The sequence below is a fragment of the Actinosynnema sp. CS-041913 genome, assembly GCF_050942485.1.
Lineage (GTDB): Bacteria > Actinomycetota > Actinomycetes > Mycobacteriales > Pseudonocardiaceae > Actinosynnema.
On sequence record NZ_CP192037.1, the window covers coordinates 7,730,560 to 7,745,381 of the forward strand.

The following is a 14,822-nucleotide window of genomic DNA, read 5'->3' on the forward strand; positions in this document are numbered from 1 at the left end:
GGCGTTGTCTCGGGCGGCACGGTTGTCGCGCGACCGGTCGCCGGGTGTGCTGCGTGTGGTTCGTGACCCTGCCATGTCATCGCCGCATTGGCATGGTGGTGTCGGCCACCCGAATGTTACCCACCAGTAGCAGGGGTGCAAACGGCGGCCGGCGCCTATCGCGCGTGACGATGCACACAAACGATATAGGGCTGAACGGTGAACATCGTGCGTGCCCTCGGTGGCGTTACAGACCCACCCCCTGCTCGGCTAGGGTCCGAAGACATGCCCCGTCGAGTAGCGATCGTCACCGACTCCACCGCGTGCCTGCCGGCCCAGTTGACCGAGCAGCTCGGGATCACGGTCGCGCAGATCCAGGTGCGCATCGGGGACTGGGTGGACGACGAGGCACGCGTCCCGGTGCCCAGGCTGGTGGGCGCCATGCGCGAACAGCTCGACGTGGCCACCTCGCCGCCCGATCCGGGCGCGTTCTTCTGGTCCTACGCCGACGCGGCGGCCTCCGGGGTGGAGGCGATCGTCTCGCTGCACGTGTCCACGGACCTGTCGCGGACCGCGGAGGCGGCCCGGCAGGCGGCGGGCCAGGTGCAGGTGCCGGTGCACGTCGTGGACACGCGGACGTGCGGCATGAGCCTCGGGTACGCGGTCGTGGCTGCGGCCACGGCGGCGGCGGCCGGCGGTGACGTCGACCGCGTGCTGTCCGCCGCGCAGCACAGCTTCCACCGCAGCACCGAGCTGATCTACGTGGACACCCTGGAGTACCTGCGGCGCGGCGGTCGGATCGGCGCGGCGGCGGCGCTGCTCGGGTCGGCGCTGTCCATGAAGCCGTTGCTGACCATGGCGGACGGGCGGATCACGCCGCTGGACAAGGTGCTCGGCGCGGACCGCGCGATGCGGAAGATGGTCGACATCGCGGTGCGGCGGGCCGGCAGCGCACAGGTCGACATCGCGGTCGAGCACTTCTCCGCGCCGGAACGGGCGCGGACCGTGCTGGAGCAGCTACGGGCGAAGCTGCCGAACGTGCGGCGATTCCTGTTGACACAGGTCAGCTCGGCGATCGGCGCGCACGTCGGACCGGGCGCCGTCGGCGTGACCGTTTCGCCCGTTTAGCCCGCACTCCGCCGGTTTGGGAACTCCCGGCGGTGTTTGCCCGTTGTGCGGAACGGGAAGGTGATGGCCATGGCTTCGCTGTTCAGCAAGATCACCGCATTCGCACGCAGTCCTCAGGGGCGGCGGGTCACCGAGCAGCTCAAGCACGCCGCTCGGGATCCCCGCAACAAGACCAAGGCTCAGCAACTCCTGCGCAGGTTGCGCCGGCGCTGAGAAGTCAGGGCGTCCGCCGGCGCGTGGCCTCGAAGGTGCGGAGGTAGCGCCGGCGGATCTCGCCGGTGTCCGTCAGGGCGACCGACCGCACGGGAAGGTCTTCGGAGGCACCGAGCGGCTCGGGTTCGGCTGGTTCAGGTCCCACGAGTTCCGGTTTCACGAGATCGGAATCGACGGGTCCGGATTCGGCAGGTCCGGAATCGACGAGTTCGGAATCGACGGGTTCGGATTCGGCGGGTTCGGATTCCACCGACACTGCGGCCGGCTCCGGCTCGACCGACGTCCCGGGCTCCACCACCGGTGCCGGATCCGGCACTAAAGCCAACGCCGGCCGGCTCTCCACGGCAGGCGGCGCGGAGACCGGCAGCCCCATCACCGGGTTGCGGTGGATCGGCTTGGTCGCGTAGTCCTCCGGCGGCCGGCGGAAATCCAGTCTCGGCTCCGCGCGCGGCGCCGGTGCCGGCGGCGGAGCGGGCTCGGCTTCCGGCTCACGTCTCAGCATGAACGCCGTCAGCACGCAGCCCGCCGCGAACGACAGGGCGCACAACCCGAACACGAAGGCGATCGCACCTGGCATAACGCTCCTACCCGACGAGCACGTCGACTTGCGGCCCGCCCTCGGACGGCGAGCCCCAGACCGGGTCCACCACGACCCGCGTGCTGATGGCCTCTTCCGGCACCCCCGAGCCGACCAGGAACTCCCGCACGAGCGCCGCCCGCCGCAGCGCCAGCACATCGCACCGGTGGCTCGCGGTCTCCCCGTTCCACGCGTGCGCGACCAGCGTCACCACCGCGCCGGTCGAGCCGCCCAGCAGGGTGCCCACCCCCTGCTGCACGGCCGCTCCCCGACCCACGTGCTCGGTGCTGCCGGGCGCGAACGTGATGCCCTTGACCCCGTTGCCGGCGAACAGGCTCGCCACGCCGCGCGCGATCGCCTCCGGCGACGGCGGAGGAGGCTGCGCGGGCGCGGGCTCCGGCGGCTCGGTGGTCGGCCGCACCGGCACGGACCGCGGCGTCGGGTGCGCCACGACGTGGTCCGGCGGCACCGACGAGGGCGTGAACCACAGCGCTCCGGTGATCTCCTCGCCGTACACCGCGAAGCCGAACGCCGTGAGCGCCGTCGGCACCACCAGCGCGCCCACCAGCAGCGGCGCGACCGACGTCCCGCGCCTCGTCAAGCGCCGACCCGTTCCTCGTCGGACACGGCCTGCTCCGGGATCAGGCTCGGCATCCGGTCCGCGGCGGCGGCCAGCGCCGCGCGGGCGGAAGCGAGCTGGGCGGCCACGGTCTGGCGCAGCTCGTGCAGCTCGTCGGCCTGCTGGTGGATCTCCGCGATCCGCCGCTGCGCCTCCCGGCAGGCGATCTTGATGACGAACGCCGCGCGCGCCTTGCTCAGGTCCTCCTGCTCGGCGAAGTGCTGCGCGGCCTCGTTGCGCTGCCTGGTCATGGTCAGCTCGAAGAAGTTGCGCGCCTTGACCCGCTTCGCCTCGGCCTCCGCCGCCAGCCGGTCGCACTCCTCGGTGGTCTCGCGCCGCAGCCGGTCCGCGTCCTCGTGCGCCCGCGCCATGGCGGCGGCGCACTCGGCCTCCACCTGCTCGGTGCGGGCCTGGAGGTGGGCTTCGACCTCGGCGCGGCGGCGTTCCAGGTCGACCTCGCGCTGGTCGAGTTCGGCGGTGCGGTCGGCGGCGGCTTCGCGCAGCTCGCGGGAGCGCTGCTCGGCGGCGGCCCGGAGGGCGGCGACCTCCTCCTCGGCGACCCGGCGCTGCTCGGCCACCTCCACGTCGGTGCGCTTGCGCAGCGAGTCGACCTCGCGCTCGGCCCGCAGCCGCAGCTCGGCGGCCTCGTCCTCGGCGAGCAGCAGCATCCGGTGCAGGCGTTCGCTCGCGCCCAGCGTGGTGTCCGGCGACATCTCCAGCCGCTCGGCGCGCGCCCGCGCCTCCTCCAGGTCGTGCCTGGTCATCTCCAGCAGCTTGCGCAGGTCGGCCGCCTGCGCCAGCGCCTCGGCGCGGTCCACGTTGGTGAACCGGAGCTGTTCTTCCAGGTTCTCCAAGTGCTCGATCACCTGTCGGCGGTGGAAACCGCGGTAGACGACGTCGAAACCCGCGTGCAGCGGAACAATCTCCTGCTCTTTCGCACTCATGGTCGCCCCACTCGTTTGAAGATTCTCCGAGGATACCGAGGGTGAGAGGACCCAACCAGCACGTCACCGGCCTGGCCGGAACGGGTGGGTTGAAGGCGCACGAGCCGCCAGGCAGCATAAACACAAGCATGAAAGATCAAAACAGCGGGGTTGCGAGTCACCCGATAGTGTCATTCTCGGAAAACGCCGGAACCCTTTGCCACCGCGTGCGACACGGGCCCCGGTAATCGCCGACCGGCAAGTTCACACGAAACAGCGACACCCGATACGGCCAGGCGATGGCTACCCACGAGTAACGAGCAACTACGCTGCCCGCGTGACCGTCGAGCCGCTGCCCCTCACCGGCGAGCGCACCGTGCCCGGAATCGCCGTCGAGAACTACTGGTTCCGCCGCCACGAGGCCGCGTACCTCGATCTCGCGCACCACTGCGTGGGCGCCGTGGTGCTGGAAGCCGGCTGCGGCGAGGGCTACGGGGCGGCGCTGATCGCCCGGCACGCCGCGCGGGTGGTCGCCCTGGACTACGACGAGCCGACCGCCGCGCACGCCGCGCGGACCTACCCGGAACTGGCCGTGCTGCGCGGCAACCTGGCGTCGCTGCCGCTGCGCGACCGGAGCGTCGACGTGGTGGCGAACCTCCAGGTCATCGAGCACCTGTGGGACCAGGAGGGGTTCCTGGCGGAGTGCGCGCGGGTCCTGCGGCCCGGCGGGCGGCTGCTGGTGACCACCCCGAACCGGATCACCTTCTCCCCCGGCCGCGACACGCCGCTCAACCCCTTCCACACCAGGGAACTCGCGCCCGACGAGCTGGCCGGGCTGCTGACCGGGGCGGGGCTGGCGGTGGAGACGCTGGCCGGGGTGCGGCACGGGCCCCGGTTGCGGGACCTGGACGCGCGGTTCGGCGGGTCGGTCATCGACGCCCAGGTGGCCGTGGCGGTGGCCGGCGGCCCGTGGCCGGCCGACCTGCTGGCCGCGGTGAGCGGCGTCGAGGCGGCGGACTTCGAGATCACCGCCGACGACCCGGACGCCTCGCTGGACCTGGTGGCCGTGGCGGTCCGGACATGACCGAGGGCACGTTCTGCCTGGTCCTGCACAGCCACCTGCCGTGGCTGGCGCACCACGGGGCCTGGCCGGTCGGCGAGGAGTGGCTCTACCAGGCGTGGGCGCACTCGTACCTGCCCGTCGTGGACCTGCTGGAGCGGTTCGCCGCCGAAGGCCGCGAGGACGTGCTGACGCTGGGCGTGACGCCGGTCCTGGCCGCGCAGCTCGACGACCCGTACTGCCTGCACGGCGTGCACGACTGGCTGGGGAACTGGCAGTTGCGCGCGCACAGCGCGAGCGCCCGCCTGCCGGAGCTGTCCGCCCGCGAGCACCGGGCGTCGCGGTGGGCGCTGGAGACGTTCGAAACGCGGTGGCGACACGGGTTCTCGCCGATCCTGCGGTCCCTTGTGGACAGTCGGGCGATCGAGCTGCTGGGCGGTCCGGCGGCGCACCCGTTCCAGCCGCTGCTGGACCCGGAGCTGCGGGCGTTCTCGCTGCGCACCGGCTTGGCCGACACCCGGCGGCGGATCGGCACGGCGCCCGAGGGCATCTGGGCGCCGGAGTGCGCGTACGCGCCGGGCCTGGAGGAGGGCTACGCGGCGGCCGGTGTGCGGCGGTTCCTGGTCGACGGTCCGTCGCTGCACGGCGACACGGCGGCGGGGCGTCCGGTGGGCGACTCCGACGTGGTGTGCTTCGGGCGCGACCTCGAAGTGTCGTACCGGGTGTGGTCGCCGAAGGTCGGCTACCCGGGCGACCCGGCCTACCGGGACTTCCACACCTACGACCACCCGAGCGGCCTCAAGCCGTCCCGGGTGACCGGCGTCCACGTGGCGCCGGAGGACAAGAAGCCGTACGAGCCTTCGGCGGCGGCTGCTGCGGTCGAGCGGCACGCCACGGACTTCGTGGACACGGTGGTGCGGCGGCTGAGGGCGTTGCGGGAGCAGCACGGGAAGCCTTCGCTGGTCGTCGCCGCCTACGACACCGAGCTGTACGGGCACTGGTGGCACGAGGGCCCGGCGTGGCTGGAGGCGGTGCTGCGCGCGCTGCCCGAGGCGGGAGTCCACGTGACGACGCTGCGCGGCGCGGTGGAGGCGGGGCACGTGGGCGCGCCGGTCGAGATCCACCCGTCCTCGTGGGGCGCGGGCAAGGACTGGCACGTGTGGAACGGGCCGCAGGTCTCGGACATCGTGGACCTGAACGCGGGCGTCCAGCGCGAACTGCTCGGCCTGGAGTTCTCCGGGGTGGCGCGGAACCCCGTCGCCGACCAGGCGGTGCGGGAGGCGTTGCTGGCGCTGTCCAGCGACTGGGCGTTCATGGTCACCAAGGACTCCGCCGCCGACTACGCCCGGTACCGCGCCAAGGCGCACGCCGACCGGTTCGCCGAGTTGGCCGCGCTGCTGCGGCACGGGCGGGGTCACGAGCGGGCGGCCGAACTCCGCCGGGTCGACGGTCCCTTCGGCCACCTCGACGCGCGGGACCTGGCCTGATGGCCCACCCGGAGCCGACGCGGACCTCCGCGCACCACACCTCAGCCGCCCCGAGGCCACCGTCGAAATGCGAGGATGCGACATGCGCGTGCTGATGTTGTCGTGGGAGTACCCGCCGGTCGTCGTCGGCGGGCTGGGCCGGCACGTGCACGCGCTGGCCACCCGGCTTTCCGCGCAGGGCCACGACGTCGTGGTGCTGTGCCGGCAGCCGGCCGGGTCGGACGCGGCCACGCACCCCACGTCGGACACCGTGGTGGACGGCGTGCGGCTGGTGCGGGTCGCCGAGGACCCCGCGCACCTGGTGTTCGAGCGGGACCTGGTGGCGTGGACGCTGGCCATGGGGCACGCGATGACCCGGGCCGGGTTGGCGCTGCTGCGGAACTGGCGGCCGGACGTCGTGCACGCGCACGACTGGCTGGTGACGCACCCGGCGATCGCGCTGGCCGAGGCCGCAGGCGCGCCGCTGGTGGCGACCGTGCACGCGACGGAGGCCGGCCGGCACAGCGGGTGGCTGTCGCAGACGTTGAACCAGCAGGTGCACTCCGTGGAGTGGTGGCTGGCGAACCGGGCGGACTCGCTGATCACGTGCTCGGCGGCGATGCGGACCGAGGTGGCGCACCTGTTCGAGGTCGACGCCGGCGGGATCACCGTGCTGCACAACGGGATCGAGGCGCGGCGGTGGCGCGTCCGGTCGGCCGACGTGGCGGCGGCGCGGGCGGCGTACTCGCCCGACGGCGCGCCGCTGCTGTTGTTCTTCGGCCGGCTGGAGTGGGAGAAGGGCGTGCAGGACCTGATCGCCGCCCTGCCCCGCATCCGCCGCGCGCACCGCGGGGCCCGGCTGGTCGTGGCCGGTGAGGGCACGCACGGCGAGTGGCTGGTGGAGCAGGCCCGCAAGCACAAGGTGCGGCGGGCGGTGGACTTCGTGGGCCACCTGCCGGACCGGGCGCTGGCGGCCCTGCTGGCGGCGGCCGACGCGGTCGTCCTGCCGAGCCGGTACGAGCCGTTCGGGATCGTGGCCCTGGAGGCCGCCGCCGCCGGGACGCCGCTGGTGGCGTCCACGGCCGGCGGCCTGGGCGAGGTCGTGCTGGACGGGGTCACCGGGCTGTCGTTCGCGCCGGGTGACGTGGAGGCGCTGGCTTCGGCGGTCCGGTCGGTGTTGGCCGACCGCCCTTCGGCGGTGCGGCGTGCCCGCGCGGCCAAGGCCCGGCTCGCGACCGACTTCGACTGGGCACGGATCGCCGAGGACACGACCGCGGTGTACCGGGCCGCCGCGGCACGCGACCACGAGCCGCTCGGCCGACCGAAGATCGCCACCGGCAACGCGTTCCTCTGAGGTCCGCATCACCGGCGGACCCGACATCACACAGTCAGCACGATCTTCCCCGTGGTGCGGTTGGTCTCGCCCGACTCCTGTGCCTTCGCGGCATCGGCCAACGGGAAGGTCTCGGCCACGACCGGGCGCAGCTTGCCCTCGTCCACCAGGTGCGCGATCTTCTCCAGCGCCGTGTGGTCGCCCGCGACCATGACGGCGGCGGCCCGGACGCCGTGCGGCTCGGCCTTCGCCCGGAGTTCGGCGAGGCCGGACGGGCTGACGCTCACGTGGACGCCGCCGCGCTTGAGGACGGTCAGGGAACGGTCCTCGTAGTCGCCGCCGACCAGGTCGACCACCACGTCCACCGGGTCGATGGCGGTGAAGTCCTCGTTCCGGTAGTCGACCAGGTCGTCCGCGCCCAGGTCGCGCAGCAGGTCGTGCTTGGCCGCGCTCGCCGTGCCGGTGACGTGGGCGCCGAGGGCCTTGGCGAGCTGCACGGTCAGGTGGCCGACCCCGCCGGCGGCGGCGTGCACCAGGACGCGCTGCCCGGGTCGGACGTCCGCCGCCTCGGTCAGGGCCTGCCAGCCGGTCAGCGCGGCCAGCGGCAGGGCGGCGGCGTGGACGTGGTCGAGGGTCCGGGGTTTGCGGGCGAAGTGGCGGGCCGGCGCGGCGACGTACTCGGCGTAGCCGCCGCCCACCTCGGGGAAGTACGGCATGCCGTAGACCTCGTCGCCCACCCGGAAGCGGTTCTCGCCCGGTCCGGTGTCCTCCACCACGCCCGAGACGTCCCAGCCGGGGATCAGCGGCGGCCGGTGCCAGTAGCCGTGTTCGCGGACCTTCCAGTCGACCGGGTTCACGCCCGCCGCCACCACCCGGACCAGGATCCGGCCGGGGCCGGCGGAGGGGCGTTCGGTCTCCACCGGTTCGAGGACTCCGGGGCCGCCGAGGGCCGTCTGGCGGATCGCGCGCATCGTCTTCGTCATGGGAAAAGCATCATCGCGACCGGTACCCGTTGTGAAGAAGGCACCTTGATGGTATCCAGGTACCTCATGTATACCGTTCCCGACCTGCGCTCCTACGGCGGAGCCGACGCTTTCCTGCGCGACTGCGCCTCGCGGACCGTGCTCGACCTGTTGACGAACAAGTGGGTGTGCCTGGTCCTCGGCGCGCTGCGCCCCGGCACCATGCGCTTCGGCGAGCTGCGACGCAGGCTGGACGGCATCACCCAGAAGATGCTCACCCAGACCTTGCGCGACCTGGAACGGGCCGGCCTCGTCCACCGCGCCGTCTACCCGAGCGTCCCGCCGCGCGTCGAGTACAGCCTCACCCCGCTCGGCGAGAACGTCGGCGGGCTGACGGACGCCATCCGCACGTGGGCCGAGGACCACATCGACGACATCCGCACCGCGCAGGTGGCCTACGACGCCAAGGCGGGCGAGGAGCTGCGTCCGGTCTGAGGTTCGGCCGCCGCTGCGACCGGTTCGAGGGTCAGCCGCCGTTCTGCGAGCGCTCCAGCGCCTCACGGGCCTTGCGCGCCATGTCGGCCACCGCCGCGCGGCGCACCGCGTCGGCCTCGTAGTCCTCGCGCCGGTCCTTCACGACGCGGGCCGGGATGCCCACGGCGATCTTGTAGTCCGGCACGTCGCCGCGCACCACGGCGTGCGCGCCCAGCACGCAGCCGCGCCCGATCCGCGTGCCGCGCGTGACGGTGACCTTCGTGCCCAGCCAGCAGTCCGGCCCGATGCGGACCGGCGACTTGACGATCCCCTGGTCCTTGATCGGCAGGTTCACGTCGGCCGTCACGTGGTCGAAGTCGCAGATGTACACCCAGTCCGCGATCAGGGTCGCCGCGCCGATCTCGACGTCCAGGTAGCAGTTGACGGTGTTGTCCTTGCCGAACACGGCCTTGTCGCCGATGCGCAGCGACCCCTCGTGGCACCGGATGGCGTTGCCGTCCCCGATGTGCACCCACCGCCCGATCTCCAGCCGCCCGTACCCCGGACGGCAGTGCAGGTCGACGTCCTTGCCGAGGAACACCATGCCGCGCAGCACGACGTGCGGGTTGGCCAGCCGGAACCGGAGCAGCCGCCAGTACCGCACCAGGTACCACGGCGTGTACGCACGGTGGCGGAGGACCCACCTCAGCGACGCGAGGGTGAGGAACCGGGCCTGCGCCGCGTCCCGCCGCGACCTACGCCACCTGGACCACACCGGCGCACCCCACATGCTCGTCACGCGGGCACTCTAACCAGCGTCCGGCCGTCCCCCGCCACGAACCCGTGCCGCAGGTAGAGGGCGATGGCGTGGCCGTTGTCCGGCGCGACCCGCAGCCGCACGGGGCGGGGCGCGGCCCAGTCTGCGACGGCTTCGACCAGCGCGTCGCCGACGCCCCGGCCGCGTGCGCCGGGCGCCACCCAGAGTGAGATCAGCTCGACCTCGTCCCCCGGCACCCCGCTCACCATGCCCACGTCCGCGCCGTCCACGGCGGCGACCAGGTTGTGCGCCGCCGCCAGCCTCTCCCGCCGGCGTTCCGCGGGCGCGTCCACCCAGTCCGCGTAGGTCGACGTGAACGCCTCCGGCGCATCCAGCAGCGCCGCGAGCCTGAGCCCGCGCCACACCAGCCAGTCGTCGGCCCCCAGCACCCGCGTGTCCACCCATCCAGAATGGCTTCGACGGCGGTCGGGCGGTGCGGCAGGATCGGTTCGCGTGACCACCCCACTCATCATCGACACCGATCCCGGCGTGGACGACGCGTTCGCCCTCGCGCTGGCGGCGGCGAGCCCCGAGGTCGACCTGATCGGCGTGACCACGGTGTTCGGCAACGTGTCGCCGGAACTCACCACGCGCAACGCCCTGCGGGTCCTGGCGCTGCTGGGGCGGGAGGACGTGCCGGTCGCGGCGGGCGCCGCGCGTCCGCTGGTGCACCCGCAGCCGCACGTGTCGTCGGCGCACGGCTCGGACGGGCTGTCCGGGTTCGCGGACACGCTGCCGGAGCCCACCCGGGGCCCGGACGCGCGGGATGCCGTGACGCTGCTGAAGGACCTGCTCGAAGCCGCCGAGCGGCCGGTCACGATCGCGCCCATCGGGCCGTTGACGAACATCGCGCTGCTGCTGGCCGCGCACCCGGGGCTGCACCGCAGGATCGAGCGGCTGGTGGTCATGGGCGGCGGTGTCCGGGGCGGCAACATCACCGCCGCCGCCGAGTTCAACCTCTGGTGCGACCCGGAGGCGGCCCGGCGGGTGCTGGTGGACGCCGAGGTGCCGGTCACGCTGGTGCCGATGGACCTGACCCGGCGGTGCGCGGTGGACGTGGCGTGGCTGGAGGAGCTGGGCGCGTCCTCGGCGGTCGGCGCGAAGCTGTTCGGGCTGACGCCGGACTACCTCGCCGCGTACCGGAGGTTCCTCGGGTGGGACGGGATGGCGGTGCACGACGCGGTCGCGGTGGCCGAGGCGGTGCGGCCCGGAATTCTTCAGGTGCGGCGTTTCCCGGTGGACGTGGAGTGCGCGTTCGGGCCCGGCCGGGGCGGGCTGCTGGTGGACGAGCGGCTGGAGTCGGCGCGGGGCGGCGGGATCGACATCGCGGTGGACGCGGACCTGGACGGGTTGCGCGGCTTCATCCTGGAACGGCTGCTCACGTTGGTCTGACCCGAACGACGGTCGACGCCGACGGATCCGGAGACGGTGACCGGTCAGGGCGTTCGGCGGGCGATCGAGTGCGTGCGGCGTGGGCGGTCAGGTGCGTTCGGCGTGGGCGGTCAGGTGCGTTCGGCGTGGGCGAGCAGGTAGGTCGGGGTGCGGCCGATCCTGGTGAGCACGACGGTGGCTTCGGCCGCGCCGGTGGGCTTCAGCCTGCGGCGCAGGGTGTTCGGGTCGACGTCCAGGCCGCGCACCAGGATCTCCAGGCGGCCGACGTCGTGGGCGCGTAGGACCGGGCGCAGCGACTTCTCGCTGTAGTGGCCGTGCTCGACCACCCGGAACGCCCGGATGCCCGGCGGCGGCGTGGGCCCGGTCAGGTAGGCGATCCGCTCGTCAAGCTGGGCGAGCCCGTGGCGGGCCGCGTAGTGGCGCACCAGGCCGGCCCGGACCACCGCGCCGTCCGGGTCGACCAGCCATTCGCCGGGCGGGGTCACCGGGCAGTCGTCGGGCTCGGCGTCCGTGATCGTCCACTCCGGACCGCCGGAGCGGAGGACCGACGCCCGTCGGGCGACACCCGGCGTGGCCAGCCCTCTCGTCCACAGGCACGCCTCGCGCACCTGGCCGTCCAGTGACACCAGCTCGACCTCGTCCGCCCACGGCGCGACCGTGAAGTCCACGCCCGGCGCGCACTTCACGGCCAGGTCGCGGTCGGCGTAGGCGGCGGCGAGCCCGTCCAGCGGCGGCGCGAAGTCCGAGGGACGCCAGGTCCGCCTGCCGGTCGCGTCGCGGCGGGCGGGGTCGGCGATCACCGGGACATCCCGCGAGGTCGGGCGCAGCGCGTCGGCCCGGAGGAGGGTCCGGGAGCCGCCCAGGTTGTGCCGGGCCATGGCGAGTCGCACGGGATCCAGGTCCGAGCCGAGGGAACCCTCGGGGAGCGCCGCCAGGTCCGCGCCGATCGAGCACGTCACGTCGTGGGTGACGCGGCCCGCGAAGCGTTCGGCGCGGTGGGCCGCCACCGGACGGGGCGTCGCCTGCTGCAGGGCGTCATCGGTGAACAGGCCGTCCGGGAAGTCCACTTTGGACGCTGCTTTTCGGCGCAGGATCAGGGTTTCCAGGACGGCCGCGAAGTGGTCCGGCGAGACGTGCCGCGCTTTGTCCACATCGGACAGCCGGGAGGCGGGCGTCAGCGGCAAGTCGGCCAACGCCGACAGCGCGGCGCACCCGGCGTCGGAACGCAGGTACGCCACGTCGTCGAGGCTGAAGGCGTAGCCCAACTCAGGCGGCCGGCTTGCGGCCGGTCACGGAGACGTTGTAGAAGACCTCGCGCGGCAGGAGCTTGGACAGGACGTTCTCGTCCACCCACGACAGCCGCTGCCACGTCCGGTACGCGAACATCGCCCAGCCGAAGCCCAGCTTCTCGCGCGGCACGGCCGCTTCGAACGTCCGCACCGGCCAGCCGAACAGCGCGGCCGACAGCTCCTCCGTCACGGCCCGGACCTCGGTCGCGCCCGCCGCGCGGGCGGTGCGCTCCAGGTCCGACGGGTCGAACGTGTGCAGGTCCACCACGGCTTCCAGCGCCGCCGCGCGGGACGACTCGTCCAGCTCCTCCTGCGGGCGCCGCCAGCCGTTCAGCGGGGCCAGCCTGGTGACGTTGGTGGTCAGCCACCAGGTGAGCTGCCCCAGCTTGCGGGCGTAGAAGTTGCCGACGTCGGTCGGGTCGCCCGCGAACACGAACCGGCCGCCCGGCTTGAGCACGCGCAGCACCTCGCGCATCGCGGCGGGGACGTCCGGGATGTGGTGCAGCACCGCGTGCCCGACGACGAGGTCGAAGGTGTCGTCGTCGTACGGGATCCGCTCGGCGTCGGCGACCCGGCCGTCCACCGGCAGGCCGAGGTGCTCGGCGTTGCGCAGCGCCACCTCCACCATGCCGGGCGACAGGTCGGTGACCGAGCCCTTCTTGATCACGTCGCCCTGCATCAGGTTGAGCAGGAAGAAACCGGTGCCGCAGCCCAGTTCCAAGGCGTGGTCGTACGGGCCGACGCCGCCCGCCACCGCCCGGAACCGGTCGGTGGCGTAGGTGATGCAGCGCTCGTCGTAGGAGATCGACCACTTCTCGTCGTAGGTGCCGGCTTCCCAGTCGTGGTAGAGCACGTTGGCGAGCTTGGCGTCCGAGTACGCCGCCCGCACCTCGTCGGCCGTGGCGTGCGGGTTGGGCTTGGGGTCCTGCACCGGGTCAGCGGCCACTGAACTTCGCCTTCCCCGGGCCGTTCTCGATGAACGACGCCATGCCGGCCTTCTGGTCCTCGGTGGCGAACATGGCCGCGAACAACTGGCTCTCCAGCTTCAGGCCGCTGCCCAGGTCGGTGTCCAGGCCGCCGTCGATCGCGGCCTTGGCGGCGGCGTAGGCGCGCACCGGACCGTTGACGAACTGCCCGGCCCAGCGCCTGGCCGCCACGTACACGTCGTCCGGCGCGACGACCTCGTCCACCATGCCGATCCGCAGCGCCTCCTCGGCGCCCACGAACCGGCCGGTGTAGATCAGGTCCTTGGCCTTGCTGGGGCCGACCAGGCGGGGCAGCCGCTGCGTGCCGCCCATGCCGGGGATGACGCCGAGCAGGATCTCCGGCTGGCCCACCTTGGCGTTGTCGCCCGCGACGCGCCGGTCCGCGCACAGCGCCAGCTCGAACCCGCCGCCCAGCGCGTACCCGGTGATCGCGGCCACGGTCGGCTTCGGGATCTCCTCCACCGTGCGCAGCGCCGACTGGAACGACCCGGCGCGCGCCGCCATCTCGGCGTAGGACAGCTCGGCCATCTCCTTGATGTCCGCGCCCGCCGCGAACACCTTCGTGCCGCCGTAGACGATGACGGAGTAGACGTCGTCGCGCCGCGCGGCCTCCAGCGCGGCCGTCCGGATCTCCTCTTGGACCTGCCGGTTCAGCGCGTTCATCGGCGGGCGGTCCAGCCGGATGGTGCCGATGCCGTCCTCGACTTCGAGCTTCACGAACTCACCCACAGGTCCTCCTCGACCTCGGTCGGTAGCGCCTCGCAGGTTACCCCTGGGTAGCTTTGCGCCGCGCGAAGTACCGGTCGCCCGACTTCTGCAGCTCCAAGGGCTGGTCGAACGTCTTGGACAGGTTCTCCTCGGTGAGCACGTCGGCCAGCAGCCCCTGCGCCACGATCGCGCCCTCGCGCAGCAGCAGCACGTGCGTGAACCCCGGCGGGATCTCCTCGACGTGGTGCGTGACCAGCACGGTCGCCGGCGCGTCCGGGTCCATCGCCAGCTCGGACAGCCGGGCCACCAGGTCCTCGCGGCCACCCAGGTCCAGGCCCGCCGCCGGCTCGTCCAGCAGCAGCATCTCCGGATCGGTCATCAGCGCACGCGCGATCAGGGTCCGCTTGCGCTCGCCCTCCGACAGCGTGCCGAACGCGCGGTCCGCCAGGTGCTCGATGCCGAGCTGCCCCAGCAGCTCCTTCGCCCGACCGGTGTCCAGCCGGTCGTACTCCTCGCGCCACCGGCCCAGCACCGCGTAGCCGGCGCTGACCACCAGGTCGACCACCTTCTCGTCGGCCGGGATGCGCCCGCTCAGCGCCGCCGAGCACAGCCCGATGCGGGGCCGCAGCTCGAAGACGTCGGTCTTGCCGATGCGCTCGCCCAGCAGGTGCAGCTTGCCCTTGGTGGGGTGCAGCTCGGCGCTCGCGAGCCGCAGCAGGGTGGTCTTGCCCGCCCCGTTCGGGCCGAGCACCACCCACCGCTCGTCCAGCTCCACGTTCCAGTCGACGTCCCCGACCAGGGTGGTCTTGCCACGTCGAACCGAAACACCCTGCATGTGGATGACCAGATCTTCGTTTTCCACGCCTGCCCTCGCCCCGTCGGTGCCTCGCCCCGGC

The 14,822-nt window shown here is 72.9% G+C and carries 17 protein-coding genes; 7 read left to right on the forward strand and 10 right to left on the reverse strand.

Annotated elements, in window-relative coordinates:
- Nucleotides 1-264 precede the first annotated feature (264 nt).
- A complete protein-coding gene (locus tag ACQPZF_RS34790; RefSeq protein WP_433264346.1) occupies nt 265-1,107 on the forward strand; it encodes a DegV family protein in 843 nt (280 codons plus the stop codon).
- Between the two features lie 69 nt (nt 1,108-1,176).
- The gene (locus ACQPZF_RS34795; RefSeq protein WP_433264347.1) at nt 1,177-1,320 is read left to right on the forward strand and encodes a hypothetical protein; all 144 of its coding nucleotides are present in this window, start codon (nt 1,177-1,179) and stop codon (nt 1,318-1,320) included.
- 4 nt (nt 1,321-1,324) lie between these two features.
- On the opposite strand, the gene ACQPZF_RS34800 is transcribed toward ACQPZF_RS34795, so the two are convergent.
- From ACQPZF_RS34800 to ACQPZF_RS34810, 3 genes are all read right to left on the reverse strand, one after another.
- Nucleotides 1,325-1,837, reverse strand: a complete 513-nt coding sequence (locus ACQPZF_RS34800; protein WP_433264349.1) for a hypothetical protein — start codon at nt 1,835-1,837, stop codon at nt 1,325-1,327.
- Between the two features lie 67 nt (nt 1,838-1,904).
- The gene (locus tag ACQPZF_RS34805; protein WP_433264351.1) at nt 1,905-2,498 is read right to left on the reverse strand and encodes a hypothetical protein; all 594 of its coding nucleotides are present in this window, start codon (nt 2,496-2,498) and stop codon (nt 1,905-1,907) included.
- The gene (locus tag ACQPZF_RS34810) at nt 2,495-3,460 is read right to left on the reverse strand and encodes a hypothetical protein (protein ID WP_433264353.1); all 966 of its coding nucleotides are present in this window, start codon (nt 3,458-3,460) and stop codon (nt 2,495-2,497) included. Before ACQPZF_RS34810 ends, ACQPZF_RS34805 begins: the two co-directional genes overlap by 4 nt.
- Nucleotides 3,461-3,776: 316 nt before the next feature.
- Between ACQPZF_RS34810 and ACQPZF_RS34815 the strand changes: the two genes are divergently transcribed.
- From ACQPZF_RS34815 to ACQPZF_RS34825, 3 genes are all read left to right on the forward strand, one after another.
- On the forward strand, nt 3,777-4,523 hold the full coding sequence (locus ACQPZF_RS34815; protein WP_433264354.1) for a class I SAM-dependent methyltransferase: 747 nt from the start codon (nt 3,777-3,779) through the stop codon (nt 4,521-4,523).
- Nucleotides 4,520-5,986 (forward strand): 1,4-alpha-glucan branching protein domain-containing protein, encoded by a 1,467-nt coding sequence (locus ACQPZF_RS34820; RefSeq protein WP_433264355.1) that lies wholly within the window; start codon nt 4,520-4,522, stop codon nt 5,984-5,986. The genes ACQPZF_RS34815 and ACQPZF_RS34820 overlap by 4 nt, the downstream gene beginning before the upstream one ends.
- An 82-nt stretch (nt 5,987-6,068) precedes the next feature.
- Nucleotides 6,069-7,319 carry a glycosyltransferase family 4 protein gene (locus ACQPZF_RS34825; RefSeq protein WP_433264357.1) on the forward strand — a complete coding sequence of 417 codons (1,251 nt, stop codon included), beginning with the start codon at nt 6,069-6,071 and terminating at the stop codon, nt 7,317-7,319.
- 26 nt (nt 7,320-7,345) lie between these two features.
- Here ACQPZF_RS34825 and ACQPZF_RS34830 read toward each other — a convergent pair whose 3' ends face one another.
- Nucleotides 7,346-8,281 carry an NADP-dependent oxidoreductase gene (locus ACQPZF_RS34830; RefSeq protein ID WP_433264358.1) on the reverse strand — a complete coding sequence of 312 codons (936 nt, stop codon included), beginning with the start codon at nt 8,279-8,281 and terminating at the stop codon, nt 7,346-7,348.
- 66 nt (nt 8,282-8,347) lie between these two features.
- Here ACQPZF_RS34830 and ACQPZF_RS34835 point away from each other — a divergent pair, with 66 nt between their 5' ends.
- Nucleotides 8,348-8,755 (forward strand): winged helix-turn-helix transcriptional regulator, encoded by a 408-nt coding sequence (locus tag ACQPZF_RS34835; protein WP_433264359.1) that lies wholly within the window; start codon nt 8,348-8,350, stop codon nt 8,753-8,755.
- A 31-nt stretch (nt 8,756-8,786) separates the two neighbouring features.
- Here the strand turns inward: ACQPZF_RS34835 and ACQPZF_RS34840 are convergent, their stop codons facing one another.
- Nucleotides 8,787-9,533: an acyltransferase gene (locus ACQPZF_RS34840; protein ID WP_433264361.1), complete on the reverse strand. Its 747-nt coding sequence runs from the start codon at nt 9,531-9,533 to the stop codon at nt 8,787-8,789.
- Nucleotides 9,530-9,952: a GNAT family N-acetyltransferase gene (locus ACQPZF_RS34845; protein WP_433264363.1), complete on the reverse strand. Its 423-nt coding sequence runs from the start codon at nt 9,950-9,952 to the stop codon at nt 9,530-9,532. The genes ACQPZF_RS34840 and ACQPZF_RS34845 overlap by 4 nt, the downstream gene beginning before the upstream one ends.
- 52 nt (nt 9,953-10,004) lie before the next feature.
- On the opposite strand from ACQPZF_RS34845, the gene ACQPZF_RS34850 reads away from it, so the two are divergent.
- Nucleotides 10,005-10,943, forward strand: a complete 939-nt coding sequence (locus ACQPZF_RS34850; RefSeq protein WP_433264365.1) for a nucleoside hydrolase — start codon at nt 10,005-10,007, stop codon at nt 10,941-10,943.
- 110 nt (nt 10,944-11,053) lie between these two features.
- On the opposite strand, the gene ACQPZF_RS34855 is transcribed toward ACQPZF_RS34850, so the two are convergent.
- Genes ACQPZF_RS34855 through ACQPZF_RS34870 form a run of 4 tightly spaced genes read right to left on the reverse strand, consistent with a single transcriptional unit; the run spans nt 11,054 to nt 14,761 of the window.
- Complete coding sequence (locus ACQPZF_RS34855) at nt 11,054-12,208, reverse strand: THUMP-like domain-containing protein (RefSeq protein WP_433264367.1); 1,155 nt, start codon at nt 12,206-12,208, stop codon at nt 11,054-11,056.
- A 1-nt stretch (nt 12,209) separates the two neighbouring features.
- On the reverse strand, nt 12,210-13,163 hold the full coding sequence (locus tag ACQPZF_RS34860) for a class I SAM-dependent methyltransferase (protein ID WP_433274847.1): 954 nt from the start codon (nt 13,161-13,163) through the stop codon (nt 12,210-12,212).
- 4 nt (nt 13,164-13,167) lie between these two features.
- Nucleotides 13,168-13,947: an enoyl-CoA hydratase/isomerase family protein gene (locus tag ACQPZF_RS34865; RefSeq protein WP_433264369.1), complete on the reverse strand. Its 780-nt coding sequence runs from the start codon at nt 13,945-13,947 to the stop codon at nt 13,168-13,170.
- A gap of 37 nt (nt 13,948-13,984) precedes the next feature.
- Nucleotides 13,985-14,761: an ABC transporter ATP-binding protein gene (locus ACQPZF_RS34870; RefSeq protein WP_433274849.1), complete on the reverse strand. Its 777-nt coding sequence runs from the start codon at nt 14,759-14,761 to the stop codon at nt 13,985-13,987.
- Between the last annotated feature and the right edge of the window lie 61 nt (nt 14,762-14,822).